Below are 25047 nucleotides of genomic sequence, written 5' to 3'. Positions count from 1 at the left end.
GGGGAAGGGCCGACGGGGTTACGGCGTCGGCTGGTCCTTGAATTTGATGGATTCCCCGCAGCCGCAGGCCTCGGCGACATTGGGGTTGTTGAACTTGAAGCCGGCTTCCAGCGCAGAGACCTGATAGTCGATCTCGGTGCCGAACAGGAACATCTGCGCCATCGGCGCGATCAGCACCCGCGCGCCGTCCTGTTCCACGGCCTCATCCAGCGGATTCACGTCAGACACGTAATCCATCGTGTATTCCATGCCTGCGCAGCCGCCCTTCTTGATGCCGATGCGCAGCCCGCTGGCGCCCTGCTTTTCCATCAGCCGGGCGATCTGCTTCGCGGCAGAGGGGGTAAGAGAGACGGCCTGCTTGCCGGGGATGCCGAACATGGGAGGTTCCTTATGCTATGGCTTAAACATAGGTTTTCACGTCGCAACCCTCAAGGGGGGCTTACATGAAACCCAGTTCCAGCCGTGCTTCGTCGGACATCATGTTCATGCCCCAGGGCGGATCGAAGGTCATCTGCACCTCGACCGTGCGCACGCCCGGCACGGCATCCACCGCATCCGACACCCAGCCCGGCATTTCGCCCGCCACCGGGCAACCCGGCGCCGTCAGCGTCATCACGATGCGCACATCGCTCTGGTCATTGATCTCGACAGTATAGACGAGGCCCAGATCATAGATGTTCACCGGGATTTCCGGGTCGAACACCGTGCGGCAGGCCTCGACAACGCTGTCGTAAAGCGGGTGGTCGGTGGTGGAGGGGACGATCAGGGGCGCACCCTCGATCTGGTGCTGAACTTCGGTCATGGCACTCTCGCGCAGTTGTTGACCGATTATATAGGAAATCCCGGCGCCAAGGTCCAGCGTCCAGAATAAAAGGGTTTCACAGCAGGCGGCGCGACAGTCCGCTGCGGATCAGCGCCCAGGTCAGGCTGACGGCTCCGGCCACGGTCAGCGCATAGATCACCGGGCGGGGCAGGTGGGTAAAGCGGAACAGCGGGCCGCAGATGGCGACATGGGTGAAGAAGATGCCATTGGCATAAAGCCCCAGATTGCGGCTTTGCGCGGCGCCGGGGATCTTCAGCGCCACGATCACCGCCATGGGGGCGGCCAGAAGCGTGGCGAACATGTTGTCATGCGCCACGCCCTGCGGTGCGATCTCGTGCCAGATCAGCGATTCGAGCGGCAGAGCCGCCACACCCAGCGCCGCCAGCAGGGCCGATGTGCCAAAGCTGAATCGGTCCGGCAGATCGTGCCGCCGCATCAGATAGCCGATCAGGAAGAAGGGCAGGCTGAGCAGCAACCCGTTGCGGTGCAGAAAATCGCCGCTGCCGATCACCGGGCCATAAACCGGGATGATCTGCCAGGCGATGGCCGCCGACATGGCAATGCCGCCCAGAAAGGTGACCAGCGTCACCCCGGCCAGCACCCGGCTGGGCCAGGCATGGATCAGCGCCGCCAGCGCAGCCGCAAGGGCCAGCGAGGACAGATACCACAGATGCCAATAGCCATTGAGCACCAGCACCACCAACCCGCCCGGCGATTGCACCGTGTAATCCTTCCAGGACAGCGGCAGGTAAAGCAGGGACCAGATCACGAACAGCCAGACGATGCGGCGCACATAGCCCCAAGCCCGCCCGGTTTGCGCCACCGGCAGGAAATAATAGCCGTTGATCACCAGAAACACCGGCACCGCCATGCGGTAGATGCCGTCGCCGGTGTAAAGGCTCGCGCCTTCGAACAGGCCTAACAGCGGGTTGGCATGAATGCCAACCACGAACAGCGCCATGGCGATTTTCAACACGTCAATGGCGCGGCTGCGCCCGGCGGAGGACATGCGCGGCTCGTCTTGCTGAATCAGAACGGGATTTCGTCATCCATGTCGGAATGGCCGCCCCCACCAAAGCCGCCCGAGGCTGCCCCGCCGGACGAAGCCCCGCCCGACGACCGGCTGCCGCCATAGCTGCCCCGGCCACCGCTGCTGCTGGCACCGCCGCCAAAGCTGCCACCCGTGGAACCGCCCTCGTAATCGCCGCCGCGGTCCTCATAACCGCCGCCTGCCGATGCGCCGCCGCCTTCGCCGCGTCCATCCAGCAGCGTCAGCTCGCCGCGATAGGGGCGCAGCACGATCTCGGTCGTGTAACGGTCCTGGCCGGATTGATCCTGCCATTTCCGCGTCTCCAGCGCGCCCTCGATATAAACTTTCGACCCCTTGCGCAGATACTGCTCGGCGATCTTGGCCAGAGGCTCGCTGAAAATGGCGACCGAATGCCACTCCGTCCGCTCTTTCCGCTCGCCCGAGTTGCGGTCGCGCCAGGTTTCCGAGGTGGCGATGCGCAGGTTCACCACCTTGCCGCCATTCTGGAAGCTGCGCACCTCGGGGTCGCGCCCCAGATTGCCGACGATGATGACCTTGTTGACGGATCCAGCCATGCGCGTGCCCCCGATGATTCTCGTTGTCGGGCCAGCTTCGCCCGTTCTGGTAAATGAATGCTTGATGGCACCTATACCGATGCGGGCCGTACCCTGCAACCGCGGTTGCAGGCGGCCGCTCTGCCCCTCGCCGCCGATGGTGCTGCGCTGCGGCAAGGGGCATCTCGGCCTCACCCCGCCGCAACGGATGCAGGCCGGGCCATCTGCCAAAAGGACGAACCCTATGAAATCGCTTTCCCTTCTGACCGCCGCTTTCCTCGCGCTGGCCGCCCCCGCCGCCTTTGCCGAAGGCGAGGCGATCGACGCTGCGATGCAGGAAAAGGTGACCACCGAACTGACCGCGCAGGGCTATGACGTGCGCAAGGTCGGCATGGAAGACGGCATGATCGAGGTCTATGCGGTCAAGGACGGCAAGACCTACGAGCTGTATCTCGACGAAGCGCTGAAGATCGTGAAGCAGAACGTCAACTGATCGGCCCGCCGCCCGTCCGGCAGCGGACGGGCGGCCCCCTTCCACCGGAGCCTGCCATGCGCAAACCCGTTTTCGTCTGGGACGCCTTCGTGCGTCTGTTCCATTGGTCGCTGGTGCTGAGCTTCGGCGCCAATGCGCTGTTCACCGATCCCGAATCGAAGCTGCATCATGGGGTGGGCTATGTCGCCGTGGGCCTTGTGGTGGCGCGGATCCTGTGGGGCCTGATCGGCACCCGCCATGCCCGTTTCAGCGATTTCCCCCCCGATCCGGCGGCGGCATTGGGGCAGGTGGCCGAAATGGCCACGGGCCGTCGCAATGCGCATCGGGGCCATTCGCCGCTGGGCGCGCTGATGATCTACAACCTGCTGCTGTCGGTGATCGTGATCGGCGCCAGCGGCTATCTTATGACCACGCTTGCCTTTTTCGGCGTGGAATGGGTAGAGGAGCTGCATGAGGCGGCGGTGCTCTGGGCCGAGGCTTCGGTGGTGCTGCATATCCTTGCGGTGGTATTTGAAAGCCGCAGGCTCGGGATCAACCTTCCCCGGTCGATGGTGACAGGCTACAAGGACATGCCCGAAACCTGAGGCTGAACTCCCATGACTGCCAAGACCCCGACCGTCACGCCAGACCGGCGCCAGATCGGTCTGACCCTGATGATCCTGTTCCAGTGCGCCTGTGTGCTGTTCTTCGTCGCCGATGTGGCGGAAGACATTGCCGAGGCGGGCTGGGCTGCCGCGACTGACATCCACCTGCTGCCGGAACTGGGAGCCACGCTCGGCATGATTCTGGGAATTGCGTTCGAAGCCAGATACTTGCTGCGTATTCTTCGCAAACAGGCACAGATGGAGCGGCAGGTGAGCGTGGCTGCGGGCGCGCTGAACGAGGTGATGGAGGGCTATTTCCGCGAGTGGAAGCTGACCCCTTCGGAACAGGACATCGCGGGCTTCACCATCAAGGGCTATTCGATCGCCGAGATCGCGGGCTTCCGGGGCTCTGCCGAGGCGACGGTGAAGACCCATCTGAACGCGATCTATCGCAAGGCCGGGGTGACGGGGCGGGGGCAGTTGACCTCGCTGCTGATCGAGGATCTGCTGCGCGCGCCGCTGGTCGGCGAAGCCCCGCTTGTGCCGCAGGACCGGCGGGAACCTGCCTGATCCGGGGATCTGCGGCGGAAAACTCTGGCGGAGCAGGGCGAAATCCGTATAGTCCAGCGCGTGTGTTCAGGTCCAAGGGTGGCGGATGCGTCGCAAAGTCGTTTCGTTGGCAGTGCTGGTTTCTCTGGCTTTTGCCGGGGCAGCGGGGGCCGAGGGGCTCAACCTGTCCGGCTCTACCAAGTCCCGGGGATTGTTGTTCAAATCGCAGGCGGCGCTGCTGGATGGGCGGCTGGCCAAGCAGTATTCCGGCTCTGTCCGGCTGATGCCGAAACCGCCAAAGATCGAGCAGGCCAGCGCGGTTGCGCTGCCCAGCTATCGCGGGCGCTACAAGGGCGAGTATCTGGAGACGGCCAAGTCTGCGGCGCGCAAGCATGGCGTGCCGGAAGATCTGTTCCTGCGGCTGGTGCAACAGGAAAGCGGCTGGAACCCCGGCGCGGTGTCGCCCAAGGGCGCCACGGGGCTGGCGCAACTGATGCCGGATACCGCGCGTCTGCTGCGGGTGGACATCAACGATCCGCAGGAAAATCTGGAAGGTGGCGCGCGCTATCTGTCGATGATGTATGGGAAATTCGGCACATGGCAATTGGCGCTGGCGGCCTATAATGCCGGGCCGAAAGCGGTGGAAAAGCATGGCGGCGTGCCGCCCTATGCCGAGACGAAGAATTATGTGAAGGTGATCTACGGTAGTTGAGGATCACCCTTCAACACATTGATCCAGAAGAATAAAGGGGCCTTTCGGCCCCTTTTGTCATTCCATGGCGCCGTCGGCGCTGATCCGGGTCTTGCCGCCGAGATAGGGGTGCAACGCGGCGGGCAGATCGACGGAGCCGTCGGCCTGCTGGCCATTTTCCAAGACCGCGATCAGGCAGCGGCCCACGGCGAGGCCGGAGCCGTTAAGGGTATGAACAAACTCGGGTTTTCCGCCGCCTGCCGGGCGGAACCGCGCGTTCATGCGGCGGGCCTGAAAGTCGCCGCAGACGGAGACCGAGCTGATCTCGCGGTAGGTGTTCTGGCCGGGCAGCCAAACCTCCAGATCATGGGTTTTCTGCGCGCCAAAGCCCATATCGCCGGTGCAAAGCACGATGGTGCGATAGGGAAGCCCCAGTTTTTCAAGGATATTTTCGGCGCAGCGCGTCATTCGTTCATGTTCGGCCAACGCGGTTTCGGGGGTGGTGATCGACACCATTTCCACCTTCTCGAACTGGTGCTGGCGCAGCATCCCCGTGGTGTCCTTGCCCGCCGACCCGGCTTCGGAGCGGAAGCACTGGGTATGGGCGGTCATGCGAATAGGAAGCTGATTTTCCTCAAGAATATCGCCCGCCACGGTATTGGTGAGCGTCACTTCGGACGTGGGCACCAGCCACCAGCCATTGGTGGTCTGATAGCTGTCTTCGGCGAATTTCGGCAGTTGGTTGGTGCCATACATCGCTTCTTCCTTCACCAGAACCGGGGTCCAGGTTTCGGTCAGGCCATGCTCGGTAATGTGGGTATCCAGCATGAATTGCGCCAGCGCGCGATGTACGCGGATCACCGCACCGCGCAGCACCACAAAGCGGCTGCCCGACAGTTTGGCGGCGGTGGCGAAATCCATTCCGGGCTGCACACCCTTGATTTCAAAGTGTTCTTTCGGCGAAAAGTCCATCACGCGGGGCGTGCCCCAGCGCCGGAGTTCCACATTGTCGGCCTCGTCGCGGCCTTCGGGCACATCGGGATGCGGCAGGTTGGGGATGCGCAGCAGCATGTCGCGCAGCTTCACATCTTCGGCATCGGCCTCGGCGGTCAGGGCGGCGATTTCGGCCTTCTTCTCGGCCACCAGCGCGCGCAGGCGCTCAAATTCTTCGTTGTTTCCTGCGGCCTTGGCGGCGCCCACCTGTTTGGAGGCGGCGTTTTGCGCGGCCTGCGCGGTTTCGGCGGCCAGGATGCGGGCGCGGCGCGCTTCGTCCACGGCCAGCACGTCGGACGACATCGGCGAGAGGCCCCGGCGCCCCAAAGCGGCATCAAAAGCGGCAGGGTTTTCGCGGATCGCGCGGATGTCGTGCATGGTCTCACCTCTGGTTGCAGGTGGCCCCCATATGCAACAACCGAGGGCCGGGGTGAAGGAAAAACGAGGGGGGTGACATCTGTACACCCCCTGTACACCCCGTGTCCCGCCGCTGTCGGGCGAAATGGACGCGGGAAAATGCCCGCGCGGACCTTACACCGCCCTGCAACCGCGCTTATCTGCGACGGCAGGTGCAGGCCCCCGCCTTGCCTTCATCCAGAGGCGCGGATACGGTGCGCCACCAAATTGCCGGGCTGCCGGCGTGTGACGACAAGAGGACGAGACCCCATGTTCGCAACTCCCGCCTTCGCTCAGGCCGCCGGTGCCGGTGGCGCCGCTTCGGCTTTCACCAGCTTCATGCCGCTGATCCTGATTTTCGGCATCATGTATTTCCTGCTGATCCGCCCGCAGCAAAAGAAGGCCAAGGAACACCGCGCGATGGTGGAACAACTGCGCCGCGGCGATCAGGTGCTGACGCAGGGCGGCATCATCGGCAAGGTGATGAAGGTGCATGACGACGGCATTCTGGAAGTCGAGATCGCGCAGGGCGTGACCGTGAAGACCCCGCGCGCGACCATCGTTCAGGTCATGTCGAAGACCGAGCCGGCCGCCGCGGCCTGATCGGCCCAAGCTGCCGCCTGCCCCCCAAGCCTGCCTCCTGAGACGGAATGCCGAAATGACCGAGACGCCGCTGTGGAAGAGCTTTCTGGTCTGGGGGCTCGTCGCCCTCGGGCTGATCTTCGCCGCGCCCAACCTGTTCTATGACCGGGTTGAAAAGCACAATGACGCCGTGGCGGCGATCGAAAAGGCGGGGGGCACGGCCACGCCGGAACAGGAGGCCGCGCGGGCGCTGTGGCCCGACTGGCTGCCGTCGGCGATCATCCCGCTGGGGCTTGATCTGCGCGGCGGGGCGCATCTGCTGGCCGAGGTGAAGGTGGCGGATGTCTACAAGAGCCGCATTGATGCCTTGTGGCCCGAGGTGCGCGACGCGCTGCGCGATGTGCGCGATCAGGTCGGCAATGTGCGGCGTCTGCCGTCGGTGGACGGGGTGCTGCGGGTTGCCATCTCCAACCCCGAGGGCATGGCGGTAGCGCTGGAGAAGGTGCGGGCGCTGGCCTCGCCGGTGGTGACGCTGACCGGCATCGGGTCTACCGATCTGGATGTGACCGCCGAGGGCAGCGACATCGTGGTGCAACTGTCAGAGGCGGAACGCAGCGCCACCGACCAGCGCACCATCCAGCAAAGCCTTGAAATCGTGCGCCGCCGGGTGGACGAGGTGGGCACGCGCGAACCGACGATCCAGCGGCAGGGCGAAGACCGGGTGCTGATTCAGGTACCGGGCATCGGGTCGGCGGCGGAACTGAAGGCGCTGATCGGCACCACCGCGAAGCTGACCTTCCATCCGGTGGTCAGCCAGACGCTGGATGCGGGCGCCAATCCGGGGCCGCGCAACCTGCTGCTGCCCGCGATGAACCAGAAAGACGTGTATTATGTGGTCGAGGAAACCCCGGTCGTCACCGGGGAAGAGCTGACCAATGCCCAGCCCGCCTTCGACCAGAACAACCGCCCGGCGGTGGAGTTTCAGTTCGACGCGACGGGCGCGCGGAAGTTCGGCGAATATACCGCCAACAATATCGGCAAGCCCTTTGCCATCGTGCTGGACAACGAGGTGATTTCGGCCCCGGTGATCCAGAGCGCGATCCCCGGCGGGCGCGGCATCATCACCGGCAGCTTCTCGGTGGAGGAAAGCACCCAGCTTGCGGTGCTGCTGCGGGCGGGCGCGCTGCCCGCCGAGATGACCTTTCTGGAAGAGCGCACCATCGGGCCGGAACTGGGGGCCGACAGCATCAAGGCCGGGCAGATGGCGGCGGTGGTCGGCGCCTGTGTGGTGGCGCTTTACATGATCGCCAGCTACGGGCTGTTCGGCACTTTTGCGGTGGTGGCGCTGGCCTTCAACATCTCGATGATCTTCGCGATCCTGTCGGTGATCGGCGCCACGCTGACCCTGCCGGGGATTGCCGGGATCGTGCTGACGATGGGGGTGGCGGTGGATGCCAATGTGCTGATCTATGAACGCATCCGCGAGGAATTGCGCGAGGGTAAATCGCCGGCCGCGGCCATCGACATCGGCTTTGGCAAGGCCTTGTCGGCGATCATCGATTCGAACCTGACCAGCCTGCTGACGGCGGTGATCATGTTCGTCGTGGGGTCTGGCGCGGTGCGCGGTTTTGCGGTGACGACCGGGATCGGCATCATGACCTCGATGTTCACGGCGGTCTATGTGACGCGGGCCATCGTCAACCTGTATATCGGGTGGCGTCACCCGAAGACGATCGAAGTGTGAGGAGCGGGTCATGGCTTTCCGTCTGAAACTGGTTCCGACCAAGACGAATATCGACTTCTTCAAATGGCAGTTCGTCACCTTCGGCGGCTCGGTCGTGGCGTCCATCGCCTCGATTCTGGCGGTGATGATTCTGGGGCTGAATTTCGGCATCGACTTCAAGGGCGGCACGACCATCCGCACCGAAAGCACCACGCCGGTGGATGTGGCGGTGTATCGCGCGGCGGTGTCGGAGACGGGTCTGGGCGAAGTGTCGATCACGCAGGTCTTCGATCCGTCCTTCCGCGCCGACCAGCATGTCGCCATGCTGCGCATCGCGCCGCAGGAAGGCGATGAGGCGGTGACGCCCGAGGTGATCGCGGCGGTGGAAGCGGCGCTGAAGGCGGAAGATCCGGCGATCACCTTCCCGTCGGTGGAATCGGTGGGGCCGAAAGTCTCGCAGGAACTGATCTGGAAGGCGCTGGCGGCGATCATTGCGGCTTCGGCCGGGATCGCCTTCTATGTCTGGCTGCGGTTCGAATGGCAGTTTGCCCTCGGCACGGTGGCGGCGCTGCTGCATGACGTGCTGGTCACGGTGGGCGTGTTTTCGGTGTTCCAGCTGAAATTCGATCTGACCATCGTGGCGGCGCTGCTGACGATTCTGGGCTATTCGGTGAACGACACGGTGGTGATCTTTGACCGGCTGCGCGAGAATCTGGCCAAATACAAGACGATGCCGCTGCGCGAGATGATGAACCTGACCACCAATGAAACGCTGTCGCGCACGGTGATGACGGCAACGACGACGCTGCTGGCGCTGACCGCGCTGATCATCTTCGGAGGCGACGTGATCCGCGGTTTCGTGTTTGCCATGCTGTTCGGCGTGTTCATCGGCACCTATTCGACGCTGTATGTGGCCAAGAACATCGTGCTGATGCTGGGGGTGGACCGCAGCGACAAGGCCAAGAAGGACCGCAAGCCCGGCGATCACGAATTCGCCAATATCGACGCCTGAGAGGGACCGATGCGCCTGACCGAGATCACCTATACGGAAGCCCAGCCGGTTGAAGGCTACGGCCCCGGCTTCTTCCGCATCGGCGGTCAGGTGCTGCGCGGCGCCTGCATCATCACCCCCTGGGATGCCGGGGGCTGGGGCGGGCTGGAGGATGCGGCGGCGCTGCTGGCGCTGGCGGGCAAGGTGGATGTGCTGTTCCTGGGCATGGGGGCCGAGATTGCCCATGCGCCGGTGGCCCTGCGCCGCACGCTGGAAGAGGCCGGGATCGGGGTCGAGGTGATGTCCTCGCCCGCCGCCTGCCGCACCTACAACGTGCTGCTGAGCGAAGGCCGCCGTATCGCGCTGGCGGTGCTGCCGGTCTGATCGGCGGGCGCGCGGGGCTTCTTGCGCTTCATCCTGGTAAAAATACTCCGGGGGAGTCGCGCGGCACGCGCGGCGGGGGCAGCGCCCCCTTCTTCCGCCCCCCTGTTCCTTTGTCGCATTCCGCCGCTTTCGCTTTGCCTCTGCCGCGCAATCGGCTAGGCAAGGCGCATGGAATTTTCCGTCTCGGATCTGGCTGTTGCGCGCGGGGGGCTCTGCGTGCTGGAGGGGGTGAGCTTCACGCTTGCGCCCGGTGCGGCCTTGATTTTGCGGGGGCCGAACGGCATCGGCAAGACGACGCTGCTGCGCACGCTGGCCGGGTTGCAACCGGCGCTGGCCGGGCGGATCGGGTTGCCGCCCGAGGCGATGGCCTATGCCGCCCATGCCGACGGGCTGAAAGCCACGCTCACCGTGACCGAGAACCTGCGTTTCTGGGCGGCGATTTATGGCACCGGCGGCGTAGAGGCAGCGATCACGCGGATGAACCTTGCGGCCTTGCGCGACCGGATGGCGGCGAACCTGTCGGCGGGGCAGAAGCGGCGGCTGGGGCTGGCGCGGCTCTTGGTCAGCGGGCGGCCGGTCTGGATGCTGGACGAGCCGACGGTGAGCCTCGATGCCGCCTCGGTCGCGCTGTTTGCCGAGGTGGTGCGCGGGCATCTGGCGGCGGGGGGATCGGCGCTGATGGCGACGCATATCGACCTTGGGCTGGCCGAGGCGCAGGTGCTGGACCTGACGCCGTTCCGCGCCAAGGGGCAGGGGCAGGCCACGGCGCGCGGCTTTGACGAGGCGTTTGCATGATCGCGCTGCTGATCCGGGATCTGCGGCTGGCGATGCGGGCGGGCGGCGGCTTTGGCCTTGGGCTGGCGTTCTTTCTGCTGGTGGCGGTGCTGGTGCCCTTGGGTGTGGGGCCGGAGGGGCGGGTGCTGGCGGTGATCGCGCCGGGCATCCTGTGGGTGGGGGCGCTGCTGGCCTGCCTACTGAGCCTCGACCGCATTTTCGCGCTGGATTACGAGGATGGCTCGCTCGATCTGCTTGCGACGGCGCCGATCCCGCTGGAAGGCGTGGTGGCGGTGAAATCGCTGGCGCATTGGCTGGTGACCGGGTTGCCGCTGACGCTGGCCGCGCCGGTGCTGGCGGTGCTGCTGCATCTGCCGGGGGCGGGGTTCGGCTGGCTGGTCGCGTCGTTGCTGCTGGGAACCCCGGCGCTGAGCGTGATCGGCACCTTTGGCGCGGCGCTGACGGTGGGGGTGAAGCGGGGCGGGCTGTTGCTGAGCCTGCTGGTGCTGCCGCTCTATGTGCCGACGCTGATCTTCGGCGCGGAAGTGGTGAAGCGCGGGGCCGCGGGCATGGCGGTGGAGGTGCCGCTGCTGCTGCTGGGCGGCATCACGCTGGGGGCGGCGGCGCTGCTGCCCTTTGCCTCGGCGCTGGCGCTGCGCATCAATCTGCGGTGAGCGTGCATCATGCGGCTTGCCGGAACGGGACACAGGAATTAGCGAGGGGCCATGTCGCTTTGGGAATATGCCAATCCGAAGAAGTTCATGGAGACCGCAGCGCGGCTGCTGCCGGTGCTGGCCGTGCTTGCGGCGGGGGCGCTGGTCACCGGGCTGGTCTGGGGGTTTTTCTTCACGCCGGATGATTACAAGCAGGGCGCGACAGTGAAGATCCTGTTCATCCATGTGCCGGCCGCGATGATGGCGGTGAATGCCTGGGGGATGATGCTGGTGGCCAGTCTGATCTGGCTGATCCGGCGGCATCATGTCAGCGCGCTGGCGGCCAAGGCGGCGGCGCCGATCGGGATGACCTTCACACTAATCGCGCTGATCACCGGGGCGTTCTGGGGCCAGCCGATGTGGGGGACGTGGTGGGAATGGGATCCGCGGCTGACCTCTTTCCTGATCCTGTTCCTGTTCTATCTGGGCTATGTCGCGCTGTGGGAGGCGGTGGAGAACCCCGATACCGCCGCCGATCTGACCGGGCTGCTGTGCATCGTGGGGTCGGTCTTCGCGGGGCTGAGCCGCTATGCGGTGAAATTCTGGAATCAGGGGCTGCATCAGGATTCGACGATCATGAAGGTGGGGGAAAAGGATCCGCTGGATGTGGCCTATTATGTGCCGCTGCTGATCTGCATCGCCGGGTTCGTGTTGCTGTTCGTGGCGCTGGTGCTGCTGCGCACGGTGACGGAAATCCGGGTGCGGCGGCTGGCGGTGCTGCAAGCGCGGGAGAGGCTGGCATGATGCCGGAACTTGGGAAATATGCGGGGGCGGTGCTGTCCTCTTACGGGGTGACGCTGGGGTTGCTGGCGGGGCTGGTGGCGCTGTCGGTCTGGCGGTATGGCCGGGTGAAACGGGCCTTGACCGAGGCCGAGAAACGGGCGGGGCGATGATGGGCAAGTGGTTGATGCTGCTGCCGCCGGTGATCTTTGCCGGGCTGGCGGCGATGTTCTGGCTGGGGATGCAGCGCGAGAACCCGAACGATCTGCCCTCGACCTTCGTGGGGCGCGCGGTGCCGGTGGTGCAGGTGGCGGAACTGCCGGGCCATCCGCTGCTGACCGATGCGGTGCTGCGGGCGCCGGGGGTGAAGCTGGTGAATTTCTGGGCGAGCTGGTGCGCGCCCTGCCGCGCCGAGGCGCCGCTGCTGGAGCAGCTGGCCGCAGAGGGCGTGGTGATCCATGGCGTCAACTACAAGGACGATCCGGCCAAGGCCGAGGCGTTTCTGGCGGAACTGGGCAACCCCTATGCCACCATCGGCACCGATGCGGGGCGGATGGGGCTGGACTGGGGCATCTATGGCGTGCCGGAGACCTTTGTGATCAATGGCGAGGGCAAGGTGACCTACCGCTTCCCCGGCCCGATCACCGCGCAGGAGCTGGAGCGGGTGATCCGCCTGGAACTGGCGAAGGCGGCGGAGTAGGCCGCCCGAGGCTGTCGGCGCCGGGGAGCAGGTGCCGGGCCTCATGCCCAAAGCAGCAAGAGGCCGAACAGGCAGATCATGGCCAGCGCGCCCCAGGGCAGGCTGGGTGGGGGTGTTACTGCGTCGAGTTCGGCTTGCGGGGTGAGGGTGGGGAAGGGCATGGGGGCTCCGTGTCTGATGGGGACAGGATACCGGTGGGAACTTAACGGGAACATAAGGCGCGGTGGCATGTCTGGAAACAACCCGTTGCAGAGCGCGAAACAAAATGAGACCTGCCGGGATTGGTTGCCTTGTGCGGTGACATGGCCTGAGGTTTGATCCGGTCTGCACGTCTAGGCGGGTGGGGTTGGTTTGAGTCCATAGCAGCCTTTTGCTGGACACCTAAAGGCAACTGGCTGACGGGGCAGAAATTGCCGCTGCGAGCACGCACGCACACAAGCCGGAAAAAAGAACCGTTCCATGAGCGGCTCCCCAGAAGCCATGTCCTTGACGGCGTTTCGGGGAGAAGGTGCAAGACACCAAGTAGGCTGCGCTGTACGCACCCAGCAGCATAATTCCGATGCCGATGGGCGGGAAAAAAAATGGTATAAGCGTCCAGCAGTTTGCCACCGTGTAAGACCCGGCAGTTACGAATGCGACAAAACAAATGCCGACCCATAATCCGACGTGAACTGCAACAGCTACGAGTTCTCTGCTTCTGTCTGGTGCCGGCACGTATCTCATCCCAAGAATCAAGAAAGCATGGTTTCACTGCTATGCGGCGAAACAGTGACTTGTTTCGACCGTCCGCATTGGCCCGCAAACCAGACATCGACTGCCATGCCATCTTGACGCCCCCCAATAGAGAAGGCCCCGGATTGCTCCGGGGCCTCTTTCACAGGTCAGGCCTGATCAGGCTTTCGCCAGATCGCGCAGCACATAGTGCAGCACGCCGCCGTGTTCGACGTATTCGATCTCGATTTCGGTGTCGATGCGGCACTTGATCTGGATCGTTTTCACCGAGCCGTCGGCATAGGTGATGGTGCAGGGCACGAGGCTGAGCGGTTTCAGATCGCCTTCCAGACCGTCGATGCTGACCACTTCGTCGCCCTTCAGGCCCAGCGTCTTGCGGGTGTCGCCGCCGGTGAACTCGAACGGGATGACGCCCATGCCCACGAGGTTGGAGCGGTGGATGCGTTCGAACGATTCCGCGATCACGGCTTTGACGCCGAGCAGCGCGGTGCCTTTGGCGGCCCAGTCACGCGAGGAGCCGGCGCCGTATTCGATGCCGCCGAAGATCACCAGCGGGGTGCCCGCTGCCTGATAGGCCATCGAGGCGTCGAAGATCGAGGTCTGTTCGCCATCGGGGCCCTTGGTGTAGCCGCCCTCGACGCCATCCAGCATCTCGTTCTTGATGCGGATATTGGCGAAGGTGCCGCGCATCATCACTTCGTGGTTGCCGCGACGGGCGCCGTAGGAGTTGAACTCCGACACCGGCACCTGACGTTCGGTCAGATACTTGCCTGCCGGGGTGGTCGCCTTGAAGGAACCGGCAGGCGAGATGTGGTCGGTGGTGATCATGTCACCCAGCAGCGCCAGAACGCGGGCGCCGGAGATGTTGCTGATCGTGCCCGGGGTCTTGGCCATGCCTTTGAAGTAGGGCGGGTTCTGGATATAGGTCGAAGTCGCCGGCCAATCGTAGGTTTCGGAGTCGGTGGTTTCCACCGCCTGCCACTTTTCATCGCCCTTGAACACGTCGGCGTATTTCTTCTGGAACGCCTCGCGGGTGACGACTTCGTGCACCAGATCGGCGATTTCCTTGTTGGTCGGCCAGATGTCCTTGAGGAACACCGGCTTGCCGTCCTTGGAGGTGCCGAGCGGTTCGGTCGTCAGGTCGATGTTCATGTCCCCGGCCAGCGCGTAGGCGACAACCAGCGGCGGCGAGGCGAGGTAGTTGGCGCGCACGTCGGGCGAGATGCGGCCTTCGAAGTTGCGGTTGCCCGAGAGCACGGCGGTCGCCACGAGGTCACCCTCGTTGATCGCCTTGGAGATTTCGGGCTGCAGCGGGCCGGAGTTGCCGATGCAGGTGGTGCAGCCATAGCCGACGAGGTTGAAGCCCACGGCGTCGAGGTCTTCCTGCAGACCGGCGGCGTTCAGGTATTCCGACACCACTTGCGACCCGGGGGCCAGCGAGGTTTTCACCCAGGGCTTGCGGTTCAGGCCAAGCGCGCGTGCCTTGCGGGCGACCAGACCGGCGCCGATCAGCACATAGGGGTTGGAGGTGTTGGTGCAGGAGGTGATCGAGGCGATCACGACCTTGCCCGAGGACATGGTGTAATCTTCGCCTTCGACCGGAACCTCGACACCCTGCGGGCGCTTGAACGAGGCTTCCATTTCCTTGGCGAACGAGGCTTTCGCGTCGGTCAGCGGCAGATAGTCCTGCGGGCGTTTCGGGCCGGAGATCGCCGGAACGATGGTGCCCATGTCGAGATGCAGGGTGCTGGTGTAGACCGGATCATAGCTTTCGTCGCGCCACATGCCGTTGGCCTTGGCATAGGCCTCGACCAGCGCGATGCGGGCCTCGTCACGGCCGGTGCCGCGCAGGTAGCGGAGGGTTTCATTGTCGATCGGGAAGAAGCCGCAGGTCGCGCCATATTCCGGCGCCATGTTGGCGATGGTGGCACGGTCGGCCAGCGGCAGGTGATCGAGACCTTCGCCGTAGAATTCGACGAATTTGTTGACCACGCCATGCTTGCGCAGCATCTGCACGACCTTCAGCACGAGGTCGGTGGCGGTGGTGCCTTCCATCATCGTGCCGGTCAGCTTGAAGCCGACGACTTCGGGGATCAGCATCGACACCGGCTGGCCCAGCATCGCGGCCTCGGCCTCGATCCCGCCGACGCCCCAGCCCAGCACGGCCAGACCGTTCACCATGGTGGTGTGGCTGTCAGTGCCGACGAGCGTATCCGGGTAGGCGACTTCTTCGCCGTTCTGGTCCTTGTCGGTCCAGACGGTCTGCGCGAGGTATTCCAGGTTGACCTGGTGGCAGATGCCGGTGCCCGGGGGCACGACGCGGAAGTTGTTGAACGCCTTCTGACCCCATTTCAGGAAGACATAGCGTTCCATGTTCCGCTCGTATTCGCGGTCCACGTTGGCCTGGAAGGCGCGGGGGGTGCCGAATTCGTCGATCATCACCGAGTGGTCGATGACCAGATCGACCGGGTTCAGCGGGTTGATCTTCTGGGCATTGCCGCCCAGGCCGAGGATGCCGTCGCGCATCGCCGCAAGGTCCACCACGGCCGGAACGCCGGTGAAATCCTGCATCAGCACGCGGGCCGGGCGGTAGGCGATTTCGCGCGGGTTCTTGCCGCCCATCTTGCCCCAGTCGGAGAAGGCCTTGATGTCGTCAACGGTGACGGTCTTGCCGTCCTCGAAGCGCAGCATGTTTTCCAGCACGACCTTCAGCGCGGCCGGGAGCTTGGCGAACTCGCCCAGACCGGCGGCTTCGGCGGCGGGGATCGAGTAGTAGGCGACGCTGGCGCCACCGGCGCTGAGGGTCTTTCTCGTTTTGCTGCTGTCGTGTCCGACGGTGACGGTCATCTGTCGCCTCCTGGCTGTGGCTCGGAAATGAGGGCCGTGGCACGGCCCCGGTGGGTCGGTGTTCCTATCGTGTCATGCCGCATTGCGGCGCGTCACGCAAGGAATCTGTGGCCTTTGTATGCAATTGTATGCCGAAAATCCAGTGCAGATTTGCGGGATGTGGCGGGTTTTGCGCGGGGCCCCGCGCGGCGCCTGCGCTGTGGCCCTGTTGCCGCGCCTTTGGGGGCAGACACGCCGTCTCGCAAATCCTTGATTGGCAGAAAACCGCCCGTTTGACTAGAAGCGAAGAAGATACGAGGGGATCGGGATCGCAACATGCTGAACGCAGTGAAAGCCGCCTGCGGCCTTTGGGTGGCCTTTGCGCCCATGGCGCTGGCGCAGCAGGGCGCCGTTGTGGTGGAGTTCTACACCTCGCAGGGCTGTTCGTCCTGCCCGCCCGCCGATGCCTATTTCGCCACGCTGACCGGGCAGGCGGGGGTGATCCCGCTGGCGCTGCATGTGGACTATTGGGATTACATCGGCTGGGAGGATCGGTTCGCCGATCCGCAATTCACCGCGCGGCAGAAGGCCTATGCCCGGGCGGCGCATAGCCGCACCATCTATACGCCGCAGATGATCGTGCAGGGGGCGGCGCGGGTGGAAGGCAATGACCCCGAGGCGGTGGCGGGCGCGATTGCGGCGGCGCAGGCCGGGGCGGCGCCCGTGCTGCTGCAGGTGACGCGCGAGGCGGCAGGGCTGCGCATCCGCGCCGAGATGAGGCAGGTGGCGGCGGCAGGGGCCGCGCTGGCCGCGGTGGGGCCGGTGATCGTGCAACTGGTGCGGTATCGCCCGGAAGAGACGGTGGACATCGCGCATGGCGAAAATGCCGGGCAGGTGGTGACCTATCGCAATATCGTGACAAGCTGGGAGCCGGTGGCCGAATGGGCCGGGCTGGCGCCGCTGGATCTGGCGCTGCCCGATCCGGGGGCGGGGCCTGCGGTGGTGATCCTGCAGCAGCCCGGGCCGGGGGCCATTCTGGCGGCGGCGGCGCTGGACTAGCGCGTTATTTCCAGCGCTTGTGAATCCAGAACCACTGGTCGAGGTTCTGGCGGACATGCGTCTCCAGGTGATCATTGAGCGCCTGGGTCATCACCTCGGCGGTGCTGTGCGGGATTGGTGCATCGACGAGAATGTCGAAGCTGAGCCCGTCAGGCTGGCGGATCGCATAGCTGGGCACCAGAAGGGCATCGTATTTCAGCGCCAGTTCGGCGGCAGAGAGCGCGGTCTTGGCGGGCTGGCCGAAGAAGCGCAGCACCGGCGCGTATTTCATGTGCTGGTCCTGCACGATGCCCAGCATCCCGCCCTGCCGCAGAAAGCGGATCATCGCGGCCATGCCCTGCCGCCCACGCGCGAACAACGGCTCGCCAATATGGCGGATGGCGGCGACGTAATGGGCGTTGAAATAGGCATTGGTCATCGGGCGATAGAGCCCGCCCACCGGAAAGCCACGCGCAATCAGGGCGGCGCGGCTGGCGTCGTAATTGCCGAAATGGCCGGTGACGAGCACCACCGGGCGGCCTGCGGCGCGCGCTTCTTCCAATGCGGCAAGGCCGGGGCCGTGCAGCGGGGCGGCCTTGGCGCGGGCGATGAATTCGTCGCCCGAATACATCTCGATCACCGTGCGGCCGACATTGTTCGGCACGGCGCGCAGCATGTGGCGGATTTCGGCCTCTGGCATGTCGGGGAAGATCAGCGCGAGGTTGTCGCGGATGCGGCGGCTGTAACCGGCCAGCGGCGCGATCAGCCGGGCAAAGACCCAGCCACAGAGCGGCACGCGCCAGCGATAGGGCAGCACGAGCAGCGCACCGATCAGGGCGCGCAGAACCAGATTCTGCAGCCAGTGATCGAGGCGGAAGCCCGGGGATGATGCTTTGGCCATGGTGGTTCAGGTGGCACGGGCGATGCGCGCCTCGCGGTGCCAGACATAGATGCCGGCCCCCGCGATCACAAGGGCGCCGACCACCGTCCACAGATCGGGCCATTCGTCGAACAGCAGGATGCCCCAGCCGGTGGCAAAGACGATGCCGACATAGCCGAAGGGGGCGATGGCCGAGGCCTCGGCAATGGTGAAGGCGCGGATCAGGAAGAATTGCGCGACCGAGCCTTGCACACCGATCAGCAGGAAGGCCCAGAGATCGGCGCGGGCGATCGGCACCCAGACGAAGGGCAGCAGGGCCGAGGTGACGAGGGTGCCGAACAGCGCCGAATAGATCAGCGAGGTGGAAGGGGATTCGTCGCGCCCGACATGGCGGGTGGCCAGCGCGAACCCGGCATAGCACAGCGCACAGCACAGCGGCAGCAGGGCGGCGGGCTGAAACACCCCGGCACCGGGGCGGATGATGATCAGCGCGCCGGTCAATGCGACAAAGACGCCAATCAGGCGGCGGGGGCCGAGCTTTTCGCCCAGAAACAGCGCGGCGCCCAGCGTGATGAGCACGGGGTTCAGGTCGGTGATCGCGGTGGCTTCGGCCAGGCCGATATGGCCAAGGCTGAAGAAGAAAAAGGCGGTGGCGCCGAATTGCAGCAAGGAGCGCAGCGCCTGCAGGCCGGGATAGCGGGTGCGCAGCAGGCGGCCAAGGCGCGGCAGGAAGACCAGCGCCACGATGACGGTTTGCCCGGTATAGCGCGCCCAGACCACCTGCAATGGCGGGTAGCTGGCGATCAGCGTCTTGGCGAGCGCATCCATCGAGGTGAAGGTGGCGATGGCGAGCAGCATCAGCAGGATGCCGCGCCCGGTGTCTGTCTGCGGCATGGGATACCTCCGGTTGCGGTGACCCTAGGGGCTTTGGCCGGGGGCGGCAAGGCGGGCTTGGCAATGTGATCAAATAGAGCGCCTGCGGCGCAAGGCGTCTTGCCCCGGCGCGGCCTTGCGGCCCCGCCGGGGCGGTTGCCTCCGGCGGGGGTATTTTGGCAAAGAAGAAAGGTGGTTGCGTTGGCTTGTGCCGGTGGGCGATGCGGGCGCATGTGCGAAGCATCAGGCGCGTCGCCAGCCCCCTGTTCAGGCGTGAAGGCCGTGGGGGGCCTGTGGCGCCGGGGTCATTCCTCCTCCTCGTCGGCGATCAGGGTGAGTTCGCGGTCGGCCTCCAGCCGGCGGACGGCTGACACGATCTGGTTCATCGCCGCCTCGGCGTCCTTGTCCTTGACCTTGCCGCGTTCGGCAATTTCTTCGCGCAGGGCCTGTGCCATGCGTTGCGAGATATTGGCGAGGATGAATTCGGCGGCGGCCAGACGGTCGGTCTGCGTCTGTGCCCCGGCCAGGGCGGTGACAAGGGTCGGCTGGTCCACCGCGCGGGTCAGTTTGGGCACATCGCGTGGCAACAGGCGCTGCGGCAGGTGGGCAAAGGTGAAGATCGCGCGGCGCACCCGTTCGGCGAATCCGGCATCCGCCTCTTCCAGCCCGCGCAGCACATCTTCGCGCGTCAGTTCCGGCGAGACGTTGAGGATGGCGCCCACCCGTTCGACCGGGCCGATGTCGAAGGCACGGGCGGGCAGGTTGTCAAACTGGGTCAGCAGCGAGACGCCGATGCGGCGCACGGTCTGCGGATCGACATTGCCGGTATGCGACATGGCGAAGGCCACGCGGCGCGCCTTTTCGCCGGGCAGTTTGCCCAGCAGGGTGGCGGCCTTCTGCACCGGCAGTTTCGACAGCAGCACGGCGGCGATTTCGGTGCTTTCCTCCTCCAGCACCGGATGCAGGGTTTCGGGCGGCAGCGCGGTGATCCGGTCCCACGGATCGGCATCGGGGCGCAGGCCGATGGTGCGGCGCAGGCGGCTGGCGGTGGCGGTGGACAGATGCCCGTCCATCATCGCCAGCGCACCTTCCAGCCCGCCGGGGAAGGACAGGCCGACCTGTTCCAGTTCGGCCATGAATTCCGCCACGACATGCTGCAGCGTGTCGCGGTCCACCAGCCGCATCCGGCCGATCTGCTGCGCCAGTTCGGCCTGCAGGCCTTCGGGCAGGCCCGCGATGGGGATCGGCGTGCCTTCCGACAGCATCAGCCGCACGATGATCGCGGCTTTCTGGCGCCGGGACAGCGGCACGCCCACCGCTTGCGCGGGGGCGGGCAGGCCGATCCGGGCCGGTTTGATCCGTGCAAGCGCCTGCGCCATGTCGCCTCCTGAGTCCGTGGGTCTGGGGCAGGGTGGCAGGCGCGGGTTAACAGCGGCTTAGCTGGAGACGGTTTCGCAGCTTTTCGTGGTTTCGTTCCACTGGCTGCCGGGCGCGCAGGTCTTGGGCGCGTCGTCGCAGCTTTGCGCCAGGACGGGGACGGGCAGAAGCAGGGAGAACAGCAGAAGGGGGATGAGGCGCATGGCGTTTGCTCCGGTCTATCGGGGAAGGATAGCACGGAATCATGCGCGGCGCTGCGGCAAAGCCGCAGGGCGGCCATGGCAAAGGGGCGCGCCTTGCGGCACGCCCCCTGAGATTTCCCGATCATGGAGCGCCCTTGTCAGGCGCCGAACACCCGCGCAAAGATCGTGTCCACATGTTTGGTGTGATAGCCCAGATCGAATTTCTCCTCGATCTCGGCGGGGGAAAGGGCGGCGGTCACTTCCGGGTCGGCCAGAAGCTCGGTCTTGAAATCGGCGCCCTTTTCCCAGACCTTCATCGCGTTGCGCTGCACCAGACGATAGCTGTCTTCGCGCGACACGCCCGCCTGCGTCAGCGCCAGCAGCACGCGCTGCGACATGACCAGACCTTTGAACTTGTTCATGTTGCGCAGCATGTTTTCGGGGTAGATCACCAGCTTTTCCACCACGCCCGCCAGACGGTGCAGCGCGAAATCCAGCGTGATCGTGGTGTCGGGGCCAATCGCGCGTTCGACCGAGGAATGGCTGATGTCGCGTTCATGCCAGAGCGCCACGTTTTCCAGCGCCGGGATCACCGACATGCGCACCAGACGGGCAAGGCCGGTCAGGTTTTCGGTCAGCACCGGGTTGCGCTTGTGCGGCATCGCCGACGAGCCCTTCTGGCCGGGGCTGAAGAACTCTTCCGCCTCCAGCACCTCGGTGCGCTGCATGTGGCGGATTTCGATGGCGATATTCTCGATGGAGGAGGCGATCACCCCCAGCACGGCGAAATACATCGCATGACGGTCGCGCGGGATGACCTGCGTGCTGATCGGCTCGGGCGTCAGGCCCAGCATCTTGCAGACATGCTCTTCGACCGCCGGGTCGATATTGGCGAAGGTGCCGACGGCGCCGGAAATCGCGCCGGTGGCGATTTCGGCGCGGGCCGCCTGCAGACGGGCGCGGCCGCGCGCCATTTCGGCATAGAAGCGGGCGAAGGTCAGGCCCATCGTGGTCGGCTCGGCATGGATGCCATGGCTGCGGCCGATGCGCACGGTGTCCTTGTGCTCGAACGCGCGGGCCTTCAGCGCGGCCAGAACCCGGTCCATGCCCGCCAGCAGCAGGTCGGTGGCGCGCACCAGCTGCACGTTCAGCGTGGTGTCCAGCACGTCCGACGAGGTCATGCCCTGATGGACGAAACGCGCGTCGTCGCTGCCGATATGTTCGGCCAGATGGGTGAGGAAGGCGATCACGTCATGTTTGGTGACGGCCTCGATCTCGTCGATGCGGGCCACGTCGAACTGCACGTCTTTCGCGCGCCACACCGCCTCGGCATTGGCCTTGGGGATCACGCCAAGCGCGACCTGTGCGTCGCAGGCATGGGCCTCGATCTCGTACCAGATCTTGAACTTGGTCTCGGGCGACCAGATGGCGACCATTTCGGGGCGGGAATAGCGCGGGATCATCGGCGGGACTTTCCTCAGGACAACAGGGGTTGCGCCCCCTTAGACGCATCCCACCCGTCATTCAAGCCAAAGCCCCGATCCGCCTTTTCATCCTGGAAAAAATACTCCCGCCGGAGGCGTTCCGCCGCAGGCGGATCATCGGCGGTCAGAGGCTGTTCTTGCCCTTGTAGAGCTTCCATTCCTCGACCACCGATCCGTCGGGCATATGGCAATAGCCGGCCTCGCCCGCCTGTTCGCGGCGCAGTTCCAGCTTGCCGCCCAGTTCGGCGCAATAGCGCGCGCCGGGGGTGGCCATGCTGGCCCAGCGGCCCTGACTGGCGGTCGAGGTGGTGCTGTTCGATCCGCCGCAGCCCGCAAGGGCGAGGGGGCAGAGCAGGAAAACAAGGCCGAGAAGCCGGAAAGAATGGGTCAAGGGAAAGCTCCGATCCAACGGAATATGGCAAAATATGGGCGAGATGCCGGGCGGGCGCAAGCGAAACCGAGGGCTCTGGCCCTTGGCGCGGCAGGCGGTTAGGGTTTTGCCCATGCAACAGCCGATCCTGCAATCCCGCCTGCCTGTCGCCCCGTGGATGGACCCGCGCCTGTGGCGCCTGCCCGGCATTCTGCCGGTGGAGGGCGACGACTGGCTGCGCGTCGATGACGCGTTTGCGGGCCAGATGGCCGAGCGCGAGGCGCGGATGCGCGACGCGCCGGGGCTGGTGCATGGGCTGCTGGACAGCGCGCGGCCTGCGGCAGAGGAATTGTTGGACCGGGTGCTGGGCAAGATCGCCGGGACCGAGGGTTACCGCGTCGGGGTGGACGAGGTGTTGCGCCCCGATGGCGGGCTTGTGGCGCTGGACCGGGGGCAGCCGCTGCTGACCGCCGGGCGGCTGGTGCAGGAGGATTTGTGCCTGCTGGAGCGGACGGGCGACGAACATCTGCTGACCGGCGCGATCCTGTGCTTTCCGGCAAGCTGGACGCTGGCGGAAAAGCTGGGGCGGCCGATGACGCGCATCCATGCGCCGGTGGAGCATTATGATGCCGATGTGGCGCGGCGGGTGCAGCGGCTGTTCGATGCGATCCGGCCCGAGCAGGCGCTGTGGCGGATGAATGCGCTGGTCTATGACGACCCGGCGCTGTTCCAGCCGCGCCCGGAAGGCGCGCGCCGCCCGCCGCCGGTGGCCCGGCTCTATCTGCGGTCCGAGCGGCAATGCCTGCTGCGCCTGCCGGTCAGTCGCGCCGTGGTGTTTTCCATCCACACCTATCTGGTGCGGCTGGAGGATCTGGAACCCGAGGCGCGGGCAGGGCTGGCGGCGGCGGGGCTGTGAGGCGGCGCTAGCTGGCCGCGCAATGGGTCAGGTCTTGCGCCGGATTGGCAACCGCGGTGGTGACACCGGCAAGGGCAAGGACCGTCGGGAAGATTGCGTCATGCGATTGCGGCAGGCGGGCCTTTTGCGCGAGGCAAGGGATGGCACCGGGCAGGCGCGCGCGGGCGTCATCGGACAGCCAGAGCAGCATCGGCACCTTGGTCTGCACCTCGGGTGCCATGAAGCGCGGGGCGCCATGCAGCCACAGCCCATCCTCACCCAGTGATTCGCCGTGATCGGAGGCGTAGATCAGGCTGGTGTCCAGCCGGTCCTGTGCCGCCAGCCGGTCGATCATCAGCGCGATCACATGGTCGGTCCAGGCGATGGTGTTGTCATAGGTGTTGACGATCTGGTCGGCGTTGCATCGGGCAAATTCGCCGGTGTCGCAGGTGGGGGTGAAACGGGCACCTTCGGGCGGGTAGCGCAGGTAGTAGGACGGGCCGTGGCTGCCGATGGTATGCAGCACCACCACGGTATCGCGGGTGAGCGTCGGCATCAGCGCAGACAGGCGGTTCACCAGCAGCTCGTCGGTGCATTCGCCGGTGGGGCACAGCGCGGGATCGGGGTTTTTGCCCAGATGTTCCTCGCCCACCCGTTTCGCCACGCCCTGCGAGCCGGTGTTGAGATCCCACCAGATCACGTCCTGTCCGGCGTGGCGCAGGATGTCGAGCAGGTTTTCGCGGCGCACCGCCTTGGAATAGCTGTATTCTTTTTCTCCAAAGCCGGAAAACATGCAGGGCACCGAGACGGCGGTGGAAGTGCCGCAGGCGGTGGTATCGGCGAAGAAGGTGATGTCGCGTTTGGCCAGTTCGGGGTTGGTGTCGCGGGCGTAACCCGCCAGCGCCCAGTTCTGCACGCGTGAGGTTTCGCCCAGCATGAACACGGTGAGGCGCGGCTTTGCACCGGGCCGGGTTTTCGCATCCAGCCCCCAGGCGGTTGCCACGCCATTGCCCGCGCGCAGCATCATCTTCACATAGCTGACCATGCCTTCGACCGGGGCGCCGGGCTGATAGCTGGTCATCAGCTCTTTCTGTTCGCGGAACACGGCGGCAAAGCGGGCATAATCGCTGAGCAGCAGGCCGATGCAGAGGGTGAAGCTGAGGGCGGACAGGCCGACGATGCGCAGCGTCTTGGGCAGGGCACGTTCGCGTTTCAGCGGCAGGAAGGCGACAACCAGCGCGGGCAGGACGCCGAACAGCGCCATGTGCAGGGCATAGGGGAGGGTGAGCAGGTGGCTCGCCTCGGTCGTGGTGGTGTTGACGACGTTCTGGATCATCTCGCGGTCGATCACCACGCCCATCTGATCCTGAAACCAGCCCGAGGCGGCCGCGAGCAGCAGGAGCAGGATCATCGCCGGTTTCACCAGCCAGCGGTTGGCCAGCAGCAGCATCATCGCGAAGGTCAGGCAGAAGATCGCGGCGGTGAAGGTCAGCAGCGCGCGCGGGCTGTCGGCGAAGATGCGCCAAGCATGGCCCCAGAAGGTGGCGTTGGCGGTGGCCATCATGAACAGCGTGCAGAGCAGGATCAGCAACAGGGCTGACACGCCGGATGCGCCGCGCGGCGCAGGTGCGGGCCGGGAAGGCAGGGAGGGCATTGTGACGGGGATCCTTGGGCAGGCGCGGGACGCGCG

Annotated in this window: 28 protein-coding genes; 15 read left to right on the top strand and 13 right to left on the bottom strand. The window is 65.3% G+C overall.

The window, feature by feature from the left end:
• Window positions 1-18: 18 nt before the first annotated feature.
• From BMX43_RS05490 to ssb, 4 genes are all read right to left on the bottom strand, one after another.
• Window positions 19-378: a HesB/IscA family protein gene (locus BMX43_RS05490; protein ID WP_091298174.1), complete on the bottom strand. Its 360-nt coding sequence runs from the start codon at window positions 376-378 to the stop codon at window positions 19-21.
• Window positions 379-439: 61 nt separating this feature from the next.
• Window positions 440-802: an SUF system Fe-S cluster assembly protein gene (locus BMX43_RS05485; protein ID WP_091298171.1), complete on the bottom strand. Its 363-nt coding sequence runs from the start codon at window positions 800-802 to the stop codon at window positions 440-442.
• Window positions 803-878: 76 nt separating this feature from the next.
• Entirely contained in the window at window positions 879-1832 is a 954-nt protein-coding gene (locus BMX43_RS05480) for an acyltransferase family protein (RefSeq protein ID WP_091298169.1), read from the bottom strand.
• A 20-nt stretch (window positions 1833-1852) separates the two neighbouring features.
• Window positions 1853-2428, bottom strand: coding sequence for a single-stranded DNA-binding protein (ssb, locus tag BMX43_RS05475; RefSeq protein WP_091298166.1), 576 nt, complete (start codon window positions 2426-2428; stop codon window positions 1853-1855).
• Between the two features lie 223 nt (window positions 2429-2651).
• On the opposite strand from ssb, the gene BMX43_RS05470 reads away from it, so the two are divergent.
• The 4 genes from BMX43_RS05470 (at window position 2652) to BMX43_RS05455 (ending at window position 4745) form a co-directional block, all read left to right on the top strand.
• Entirely contained in the window at window positions 2652-2900 is a 249-nt protein-coding gene (locus tag BMX43_RS05470) for a PepSY domain-containing protein (protein ID WP_091298164.1), read from the top strand.
• A gap of 56 nt (window positions 2901-2956) precedes the next feature.
• Window positions 2957-3484: a cytochrome b/b6 domain-containing protein gene (locus BMX43_RS05465; RefSeq protein ID WP_091298162.1), complete on the top strand. Its 528-nt coding sequence runs from the start codon at window positions 2957-2959 to the stop codon at window positions 3482-3484.
• A gap of 12 nt (window positions 3485-3496) precedes the next feature.
• Window positions 3497-4054 (top strand): helix-turn-helix transcriptional regulator, encoded by a 558-nt coding sequence (locus BMX43_RS05460; RefSeq protein ID WP_245749379.1) that lies wholly within the window; start codon window positions 3497-3499, stop codon window positions 4052-4054.
• Between the two features lie 85 nt (window positions 4055-4139).
• On the top strand, window positions 4140-4745 hold the full coding sequence (locus tag BMX43_RS05455; RefSeq protein ID WP_091298159.1) for a lytic transglycosylase domain-containing protein: 606 nt from the start codon (window positions 4140-4142) through the stop codon (window positions 4743-4745).
• A gap of 57 nt (window positions 4746-4802) precedes the next feature.
• Here BMX43_RS05455 and serS read toward each other — a convergent pair whose 3' ends face one another.
• Entirely contained in the window at window positions 4803-6095 is a 1293-nt protein-coding gene (serS, locus tag BMX43_RS05450) for a serine--tRNA ligase (protein WP_091298156.1), read from the bottom strand.
• Window positions 6096-6383: 288 nt separating this feature from the next.
• On the opposite strand from serS, the gene yajC reads away from it, so the two are divergent.
• The 9 genes from yajC (at window position 6384) to BMX43_RS05405 (ending at window position 12700) form a co-directional block, all read left to right on the top strand.
• A complete protein-coding gene (yajC, locus tag BMX43_RS05445) occupies window positions 6384-6716 on the top strand; it encodes a preprotein translocase subunit YajC (RefSeq protein ID WP_091298153.1) in 333 nt (110 codons plus the stop codon).
• A 55-nt stretch (window positions 6717-6771) separates the two neighbouring features.
• Window positions 6772-8439, top strand: coding sequence for a protein translocase subunit SecD (gene secD, locus BMX43_RS05440; RefSeq protein WP_091298149.1), 1668 nt, complete (start codon window positions 6772-6774; stop codon window positions 8437-8439).
• Between the two features lie 10 nt (window positions 8440-8449).
• Window positions 8450-9430: a protein translocase subunit SecF gene (gene secF, locus BMX43_RS05435; RefSeq protein ID WP_091298146.1), complete on the top strand. Its 981-nt coding sequence runs from the start codon at window positions 8450-8452 to the stop codon at window positions 9428-9430.
• Window positions 9431-9439: 9 nt separating this feature from the next.
• The gene (locus BMX43_RS05430) at window positions 9440-9793 is read left to right on the top strand and encodes an Mth938-like domain-containing protein (RefSeq protein WP_091298141.1); all 354 of its coding nucleotides are present in this window, start codon (window positions 9440-9442) and stop codon (window positions 9791-9793) included.
• 168 nt (window positions 9794-9961) lie between these two features.
• Entirely contained in the window at window positions 9962-10588 is a 627-nt protein-coding gene (gene ccmA / locus BMX43_RS05425) for a heme ABC exporter ATP-binding protein CcmA (protein ID WP_091298137.1), read from the top strand.
• Complete coding sequence (gene ccmB, locus BMX43_RS05420; protein ID WP_091298133.1) at window positions 10585-11241, top strand: heme exporter protein CcmB; 657 nt, start codon at window positions 10585-10587, stop codon at window positions 11239-11241. The genes ccmA and ccmB overlap by 4 nt, the downstream gene beginning before the upstream one ends.
• 51 nt (window positions 11242-11292) lie before the next feature.
• The gene (locus BMX43_RS05415) at window positions 11293-12024 is read left to right on the top strand and encodes a heme ABC transporter permease (RefSeq protein WP_091298129.1); all 732 of its coding nucleotides are present in this window, start codon (window positions 11293-11295) and stop codon (window positions 12022-12024) included.
• Window positions 12021-12173 carry a heme exporter protein CcmD gene (gene ccmD / locus BMX43_RS05410; protein ID WP_091298126.1) on the top strand — a complete coding sequence of 51 codons (153 nt, stop codon included), beginning with the start codon at window positions 12021-12023 and terminating at the stop codon, window positions 12171-12173. The genes BMX43_RS05415 and ccmD overlap by 4 nt, the downstream gene beginning before the upstream one ends.
• Window positions 12173-12700 (top strand): DsbE family thiol:disulfide interchange protein, encoded by a 528-nt coding sequence (locus BMX43_RS05405; RefSeq protein ID WP_091299053.1) that lies wholly within the window; start codon window positions 12173-12175, stop codon window positions 12698-12700. Before ccmD ends, BMX43_RS05405 begins: the two co-directional genes overlap by 1 nt.
• Window positions 12701-13591: 891 nt before the next feature.
• On the opposite strand, the gene acnA is transcribed toward BMX43_RS05405, so the two are convergent.
• The gene (gene acnA / locus BMX43_RS05400; protein ID WP_091298121.1) at window positions 13592-16279 is read right to left on the bottom strand and encodes an aconitate hydratase AcnA; all 2688 of its coding nucleotides are present in this window, start codon (window positions 16277-16279) and stop codon (window positions 13592-13594) included.
• Between the two features lie 315 nt (window positions 16280-16594).
• Here acnA and BMX43_RS05395 point away from each other — a divergent pair, with 315 nt between their 5' ends.
• The gene (locus BMX43_RS05395) at window positions 16595-17317 is read left to right on the top strand and encodes a DUF1223 domain-containing protein (protein WP_091298117.1); all 723 of its coding nucleotides are present in this window, start codon (window positions 16595-16597) and stop codon (window positions 17315-17317) included.
• Window positions 17318-17321: 4 nt separating this feature from the next.
• Here the strand turns inward: BMX43_RS05395 and BMX43_RS05390 are convergent, their stop codons facing one another.
• The 6 genes from BMX43_RS05390 to BMX43_RS19980 form a co-directional block, all read right to left on the bottom strand.
• On the bottom strand, window positions 17322-18197 hold the full coding sequence (locus BMX43_RS05390) for a lysophospholipid acyltransferase family protein (RefSeq protein WP_091298113.1): 876 nt from the start codon (window positions 18195-18197) through the stop codon (window positions 17322-17324).
• Between the two features lie 6 nt (window positions 18198-18203).
• Window positions 18204-19070 carry a DMT family transporter gene (locus BMX43_RS05385; RefSeq protein ID WP_091298110.1) on the bottom strand — a complete coding sequence of 289 codons (867 nt, stop codon included), beginning with the start codon at window positions 19068-19070 and terminating at the stop codon, window positions 18204-18206.
• A gap of 284 nt (window positions 19071-19354) precedes the next feature.
• Entirely contained in the window at window positions 19355-20428 is a 1074-nt protein-coding gene (locus tag BMX43_RS05380) for a flagellar motor switch protein FliG (RefSeq protein WP_091298106.1), read from the bottom strand.
• 57 nt (window positions 20429-20485) lie between these two features.
• Window positions 20486-20629 (bottom strand): hypothetical protein, encoded by a 144-nt coding sequence (locus tag BMX43_RS19755; RefSeq protein WP_175482029.1) that lies wholly within the window; start codon window positions 20627-20629, stop codon window positions 20486-20488.
• A gap of 137 nt (window positions 20630-20766) precedes the next feature.
• Window positions 20767-22071: an adenylosuccinate lyase gene (gene purB, locus BMX43_RS05375; protein ID WP_091298103.1), complete on the bottom strand. Its 1305-nt coding sequence runs from the start codon at window positions 22069-22071 to the stop codon at window positions 20767-20769.
• A 145-nt stretch (window positions 22072-22216) separates the two neighbouring features.
• On the bottom strand, window positions 22217-22483 hold the full coding sequence (locus BMX43_RS19980; RefSeq protein WP_217643937.1) for a putative hemolysin: 267 nt from the start codon (window positions 22481-22483) through the stop codon (window positions 22217-22219).
• Window positions 22484-22595: 112 nt separating this feature from the next.
• Here BMX43_RS19980 and BMX43_RS05365 point away from each other — a divergent pair, with 112 nt between their 5' ends.
• Window positions 22596-23378 carry a heme-dependent oxidative N-demethylase family protein gene (locus tag BMX43_RS05365; protein ID WP_245749378.1) on the top strand — a complete coding sequence of 261 codons (783 nt, stop codon included), beginning with the start codon at window positions 22596-22598 and terminating at the stop codon, window positions 23376-23378.
• Window positions 23379-23385: 7 nt separating this feature from the next.
• Here BMX43_RS05365 and BMX43_RS05360 read toward each other — a convergent pair whose 3' ends face one another.
• The gene (locus BMX43_RS05360) at window positions 23386-24960 is read right to left on the bottom strand and encodes a phosphoethanolamine transferase (RefSeq protein WP_175482028.1); all 1575 of its coding nucleotides are present in this window, start codon (window positions 24958-24960) and stop codon (window positions 23386-23388) included.
• Window positions 24961-25047 lie beyond the last annotated feature (87 nt).

The sequence above is a fragment of the Gemmobacter aquatilis genome, from assembly GCF_900110025.1.
Lineage (GTDB): Bacteria > Pseudomonadota > Alphaproteobacteria > Rhodobacterales > Rhodobacteraceae > Gemmobacter > Gemmobacter aquatilis.
Note: the sequence above shows the minus strand (reverse complement) of the source record. Positions and strands in the feature narration are given on the sequence as shown.

Excerpts from the sequence above, each read along its gene's own strand:
- BMX43_RS05430 (WP_091298141.1), top strand. The coding sequence starts at position 9,440 with ATGCGCCTGACCGAGATCACCTATACGGAAGCCCAGCCGGTTGAAGGC.
- BMX43_RS05385 (WP_091298110.1), bottom strand. The coding sequence starts at position 19,070 with ATGCCGCAGACAGACACCGGGCGCGGCATCCTGCTGATGCTGCTCGCC.
- yajC (WP_091298153.1), top strand. The coding sequence starts at position 6,384 with ATGTTCGCAACTCCCGCCTTCGCTCAGGCCGCCGGTGCCGGTGGCGCC.
- ssb (WP_091298166.1), bottom strand. The coding sequence starts at position 2,428 with ATGGCTGGATCCGTCAACAAGGTCATCATCGTCGGCAATCTGGGGCGC.
- ccmA (WP_091298137.1), top strand. The coding sequence starts at position 9,962 with ATGGAATTTTCCGTCTCGGATCTGGCTGTTGCGCGCGGGGGGCTCTGC.
- purB (WP_091298103.1), bottom strand. The coding sequence starts at position 22,071 with ATGATCCCGCGCTATTCCCGCCCCGAAATGGTCGCCATCTGGTCGCCC.
- BMX43_RS05405 (WP_091299053.1), top strand. The coding sequence starts at position 12,173 with ATGGGCAAGTGGTTGATGCTGCTGCCGCCGGTGATCTTTGCCGGGCTG.
- BMX43_RS19755 (WP_175482029.1), bottom strand. The coding sequence starts at position 20,629 with ATGCGCCTCATCCCCCTTCTGCTGTTCTCCCTGCTTCTGCCCGTCCCC.
- BMX43_RS05480 (WP_091298169.1), bottom strand. The coding sequence starts at position 1,832 with ATGTCCTCCGCCGGGCGCAGCCGCGCCATTGACGTGTTGAAAATCGCC.
- ccmD (WP_091298126.1), top strand. The coding sequence starts at position 12,021 with ATGATGCCGGAACTTGGGAAATATGCGGGGGCGGTGCTGTCCTCTTAC.
- BMX43_RS05395 (WP_091298117.1), top strand. The coding sequence starts at position 16,595 with ATGCTGAACGCAGTGAAAGCCGCCTGCGGCCTTTGGGTGGCCTTTGCG.
- ccmB (WP_091298133.1), top strand. The coding sequence starts at position 10,585 with ATGATCGCGCTGCTGATCCGGGATCTGCGGCTGGCGATGCGGGCGGGC.
- BMX43_RS05380 (WP_091298106.1), bottom strand. The coding sequence starts at position 20,428 with ATGGCGCAGGCGCTTGCACGGATCAAACCGGCCCGGATCGGCCTGCCC.
- BMX43_RS05390 (WP_091298113.1), bottom strand. The coding sequence starts at position 18,197 with ATGGCCAAAGCATCATCCCCGGGCTTCCGCCTCGATCACTGGCTGCAG.
- BMX43_RS05470 (WP_091298164.1), top strand. The coding sequence starts at position 2,652 with ATGAAATCGCTTTCCCTTCTGACCGCCGCTTTCCTCGCGCTGGCCGCC.
- BMX43_RS05415 (WP_091298129.1), top strand. The coding sequence starts at position 11,293 with ATGTCGCTTTGGGAATATGCCAATCCGAAGAAGTTCATGGAGACCGCA.
- BMX43_RS05460 (WP_245749379.1), top strand. The coding sequence starts at position 3,497 with ATGACTGCCAAGACCCCGACCGTCACGCCAGACCGGCGCCAGATCGGT.
- BMX43_RS05485 (WP_091298171.1), bottom strand. The coding sequence starts at position 802 with ATGACCGAAGTTCAGCACCAGATCGAGGGTGCGCCCCTGATCGTCCCC.
- secF (WP_091298146.1), top strand. The coding sequence starts at position 8,450 with ATGGCTTTCCGTCTGAAACTGGTTCCGACCAAGACGAATATCGACTTC.
- BMX43_RS05465 (WP_091298162.1), top strand. The coding sequence starts at position 2,957 with ATGCGCAAACCCGTTTTCGTCTGGGACGCCTTCGTGCGTCTGTTCCAT.
- serS (WP_091298156.1), bottom strand. The coding sequence starts at position 6,095 with ATGCACGACATCCGCGCGATCCGCGAAAACCCTGCCGCTTTTGATGCC.
- BMX43_RS05365 (WP_245749378.1), top strand. The coding sequence starts at position 22,596 with ATGCAACAGCCGATCCTGCAATCCCGCCTGCCTGTCGCCCCGTGGATG.
- acnA (WP_091298121.1), bottom strand. The coding sequence starts at position 16,279 with ATGACCGTCACCGTCGGACACGACAGCAGCAAAACGAGAAAGACCCTC.
- secD (WP_091298149.1), top strand. The coding sequence starts at position 6,772 with ATGACCGAGACGCCGCTGTGGAAGAGCTTTCTGGTCTGGGGGCTCGTC.
- BMX43_RS05490 (WP_091298174.1), bottom strand. The coding sequence starts at position 378 with ATGTTCGGCATCCCCGGCAAGCAGGCCGTCTCTCTTACCCCCTCTGCC.
- BMX43_RS05455 (WP_091298159.1), top strand. The coding sequence starts at position 4,140 with ATGCGTCGCAAAGTCGTTTCGTTGGCAGTGCTGGTTTCTCTGGCTTTT.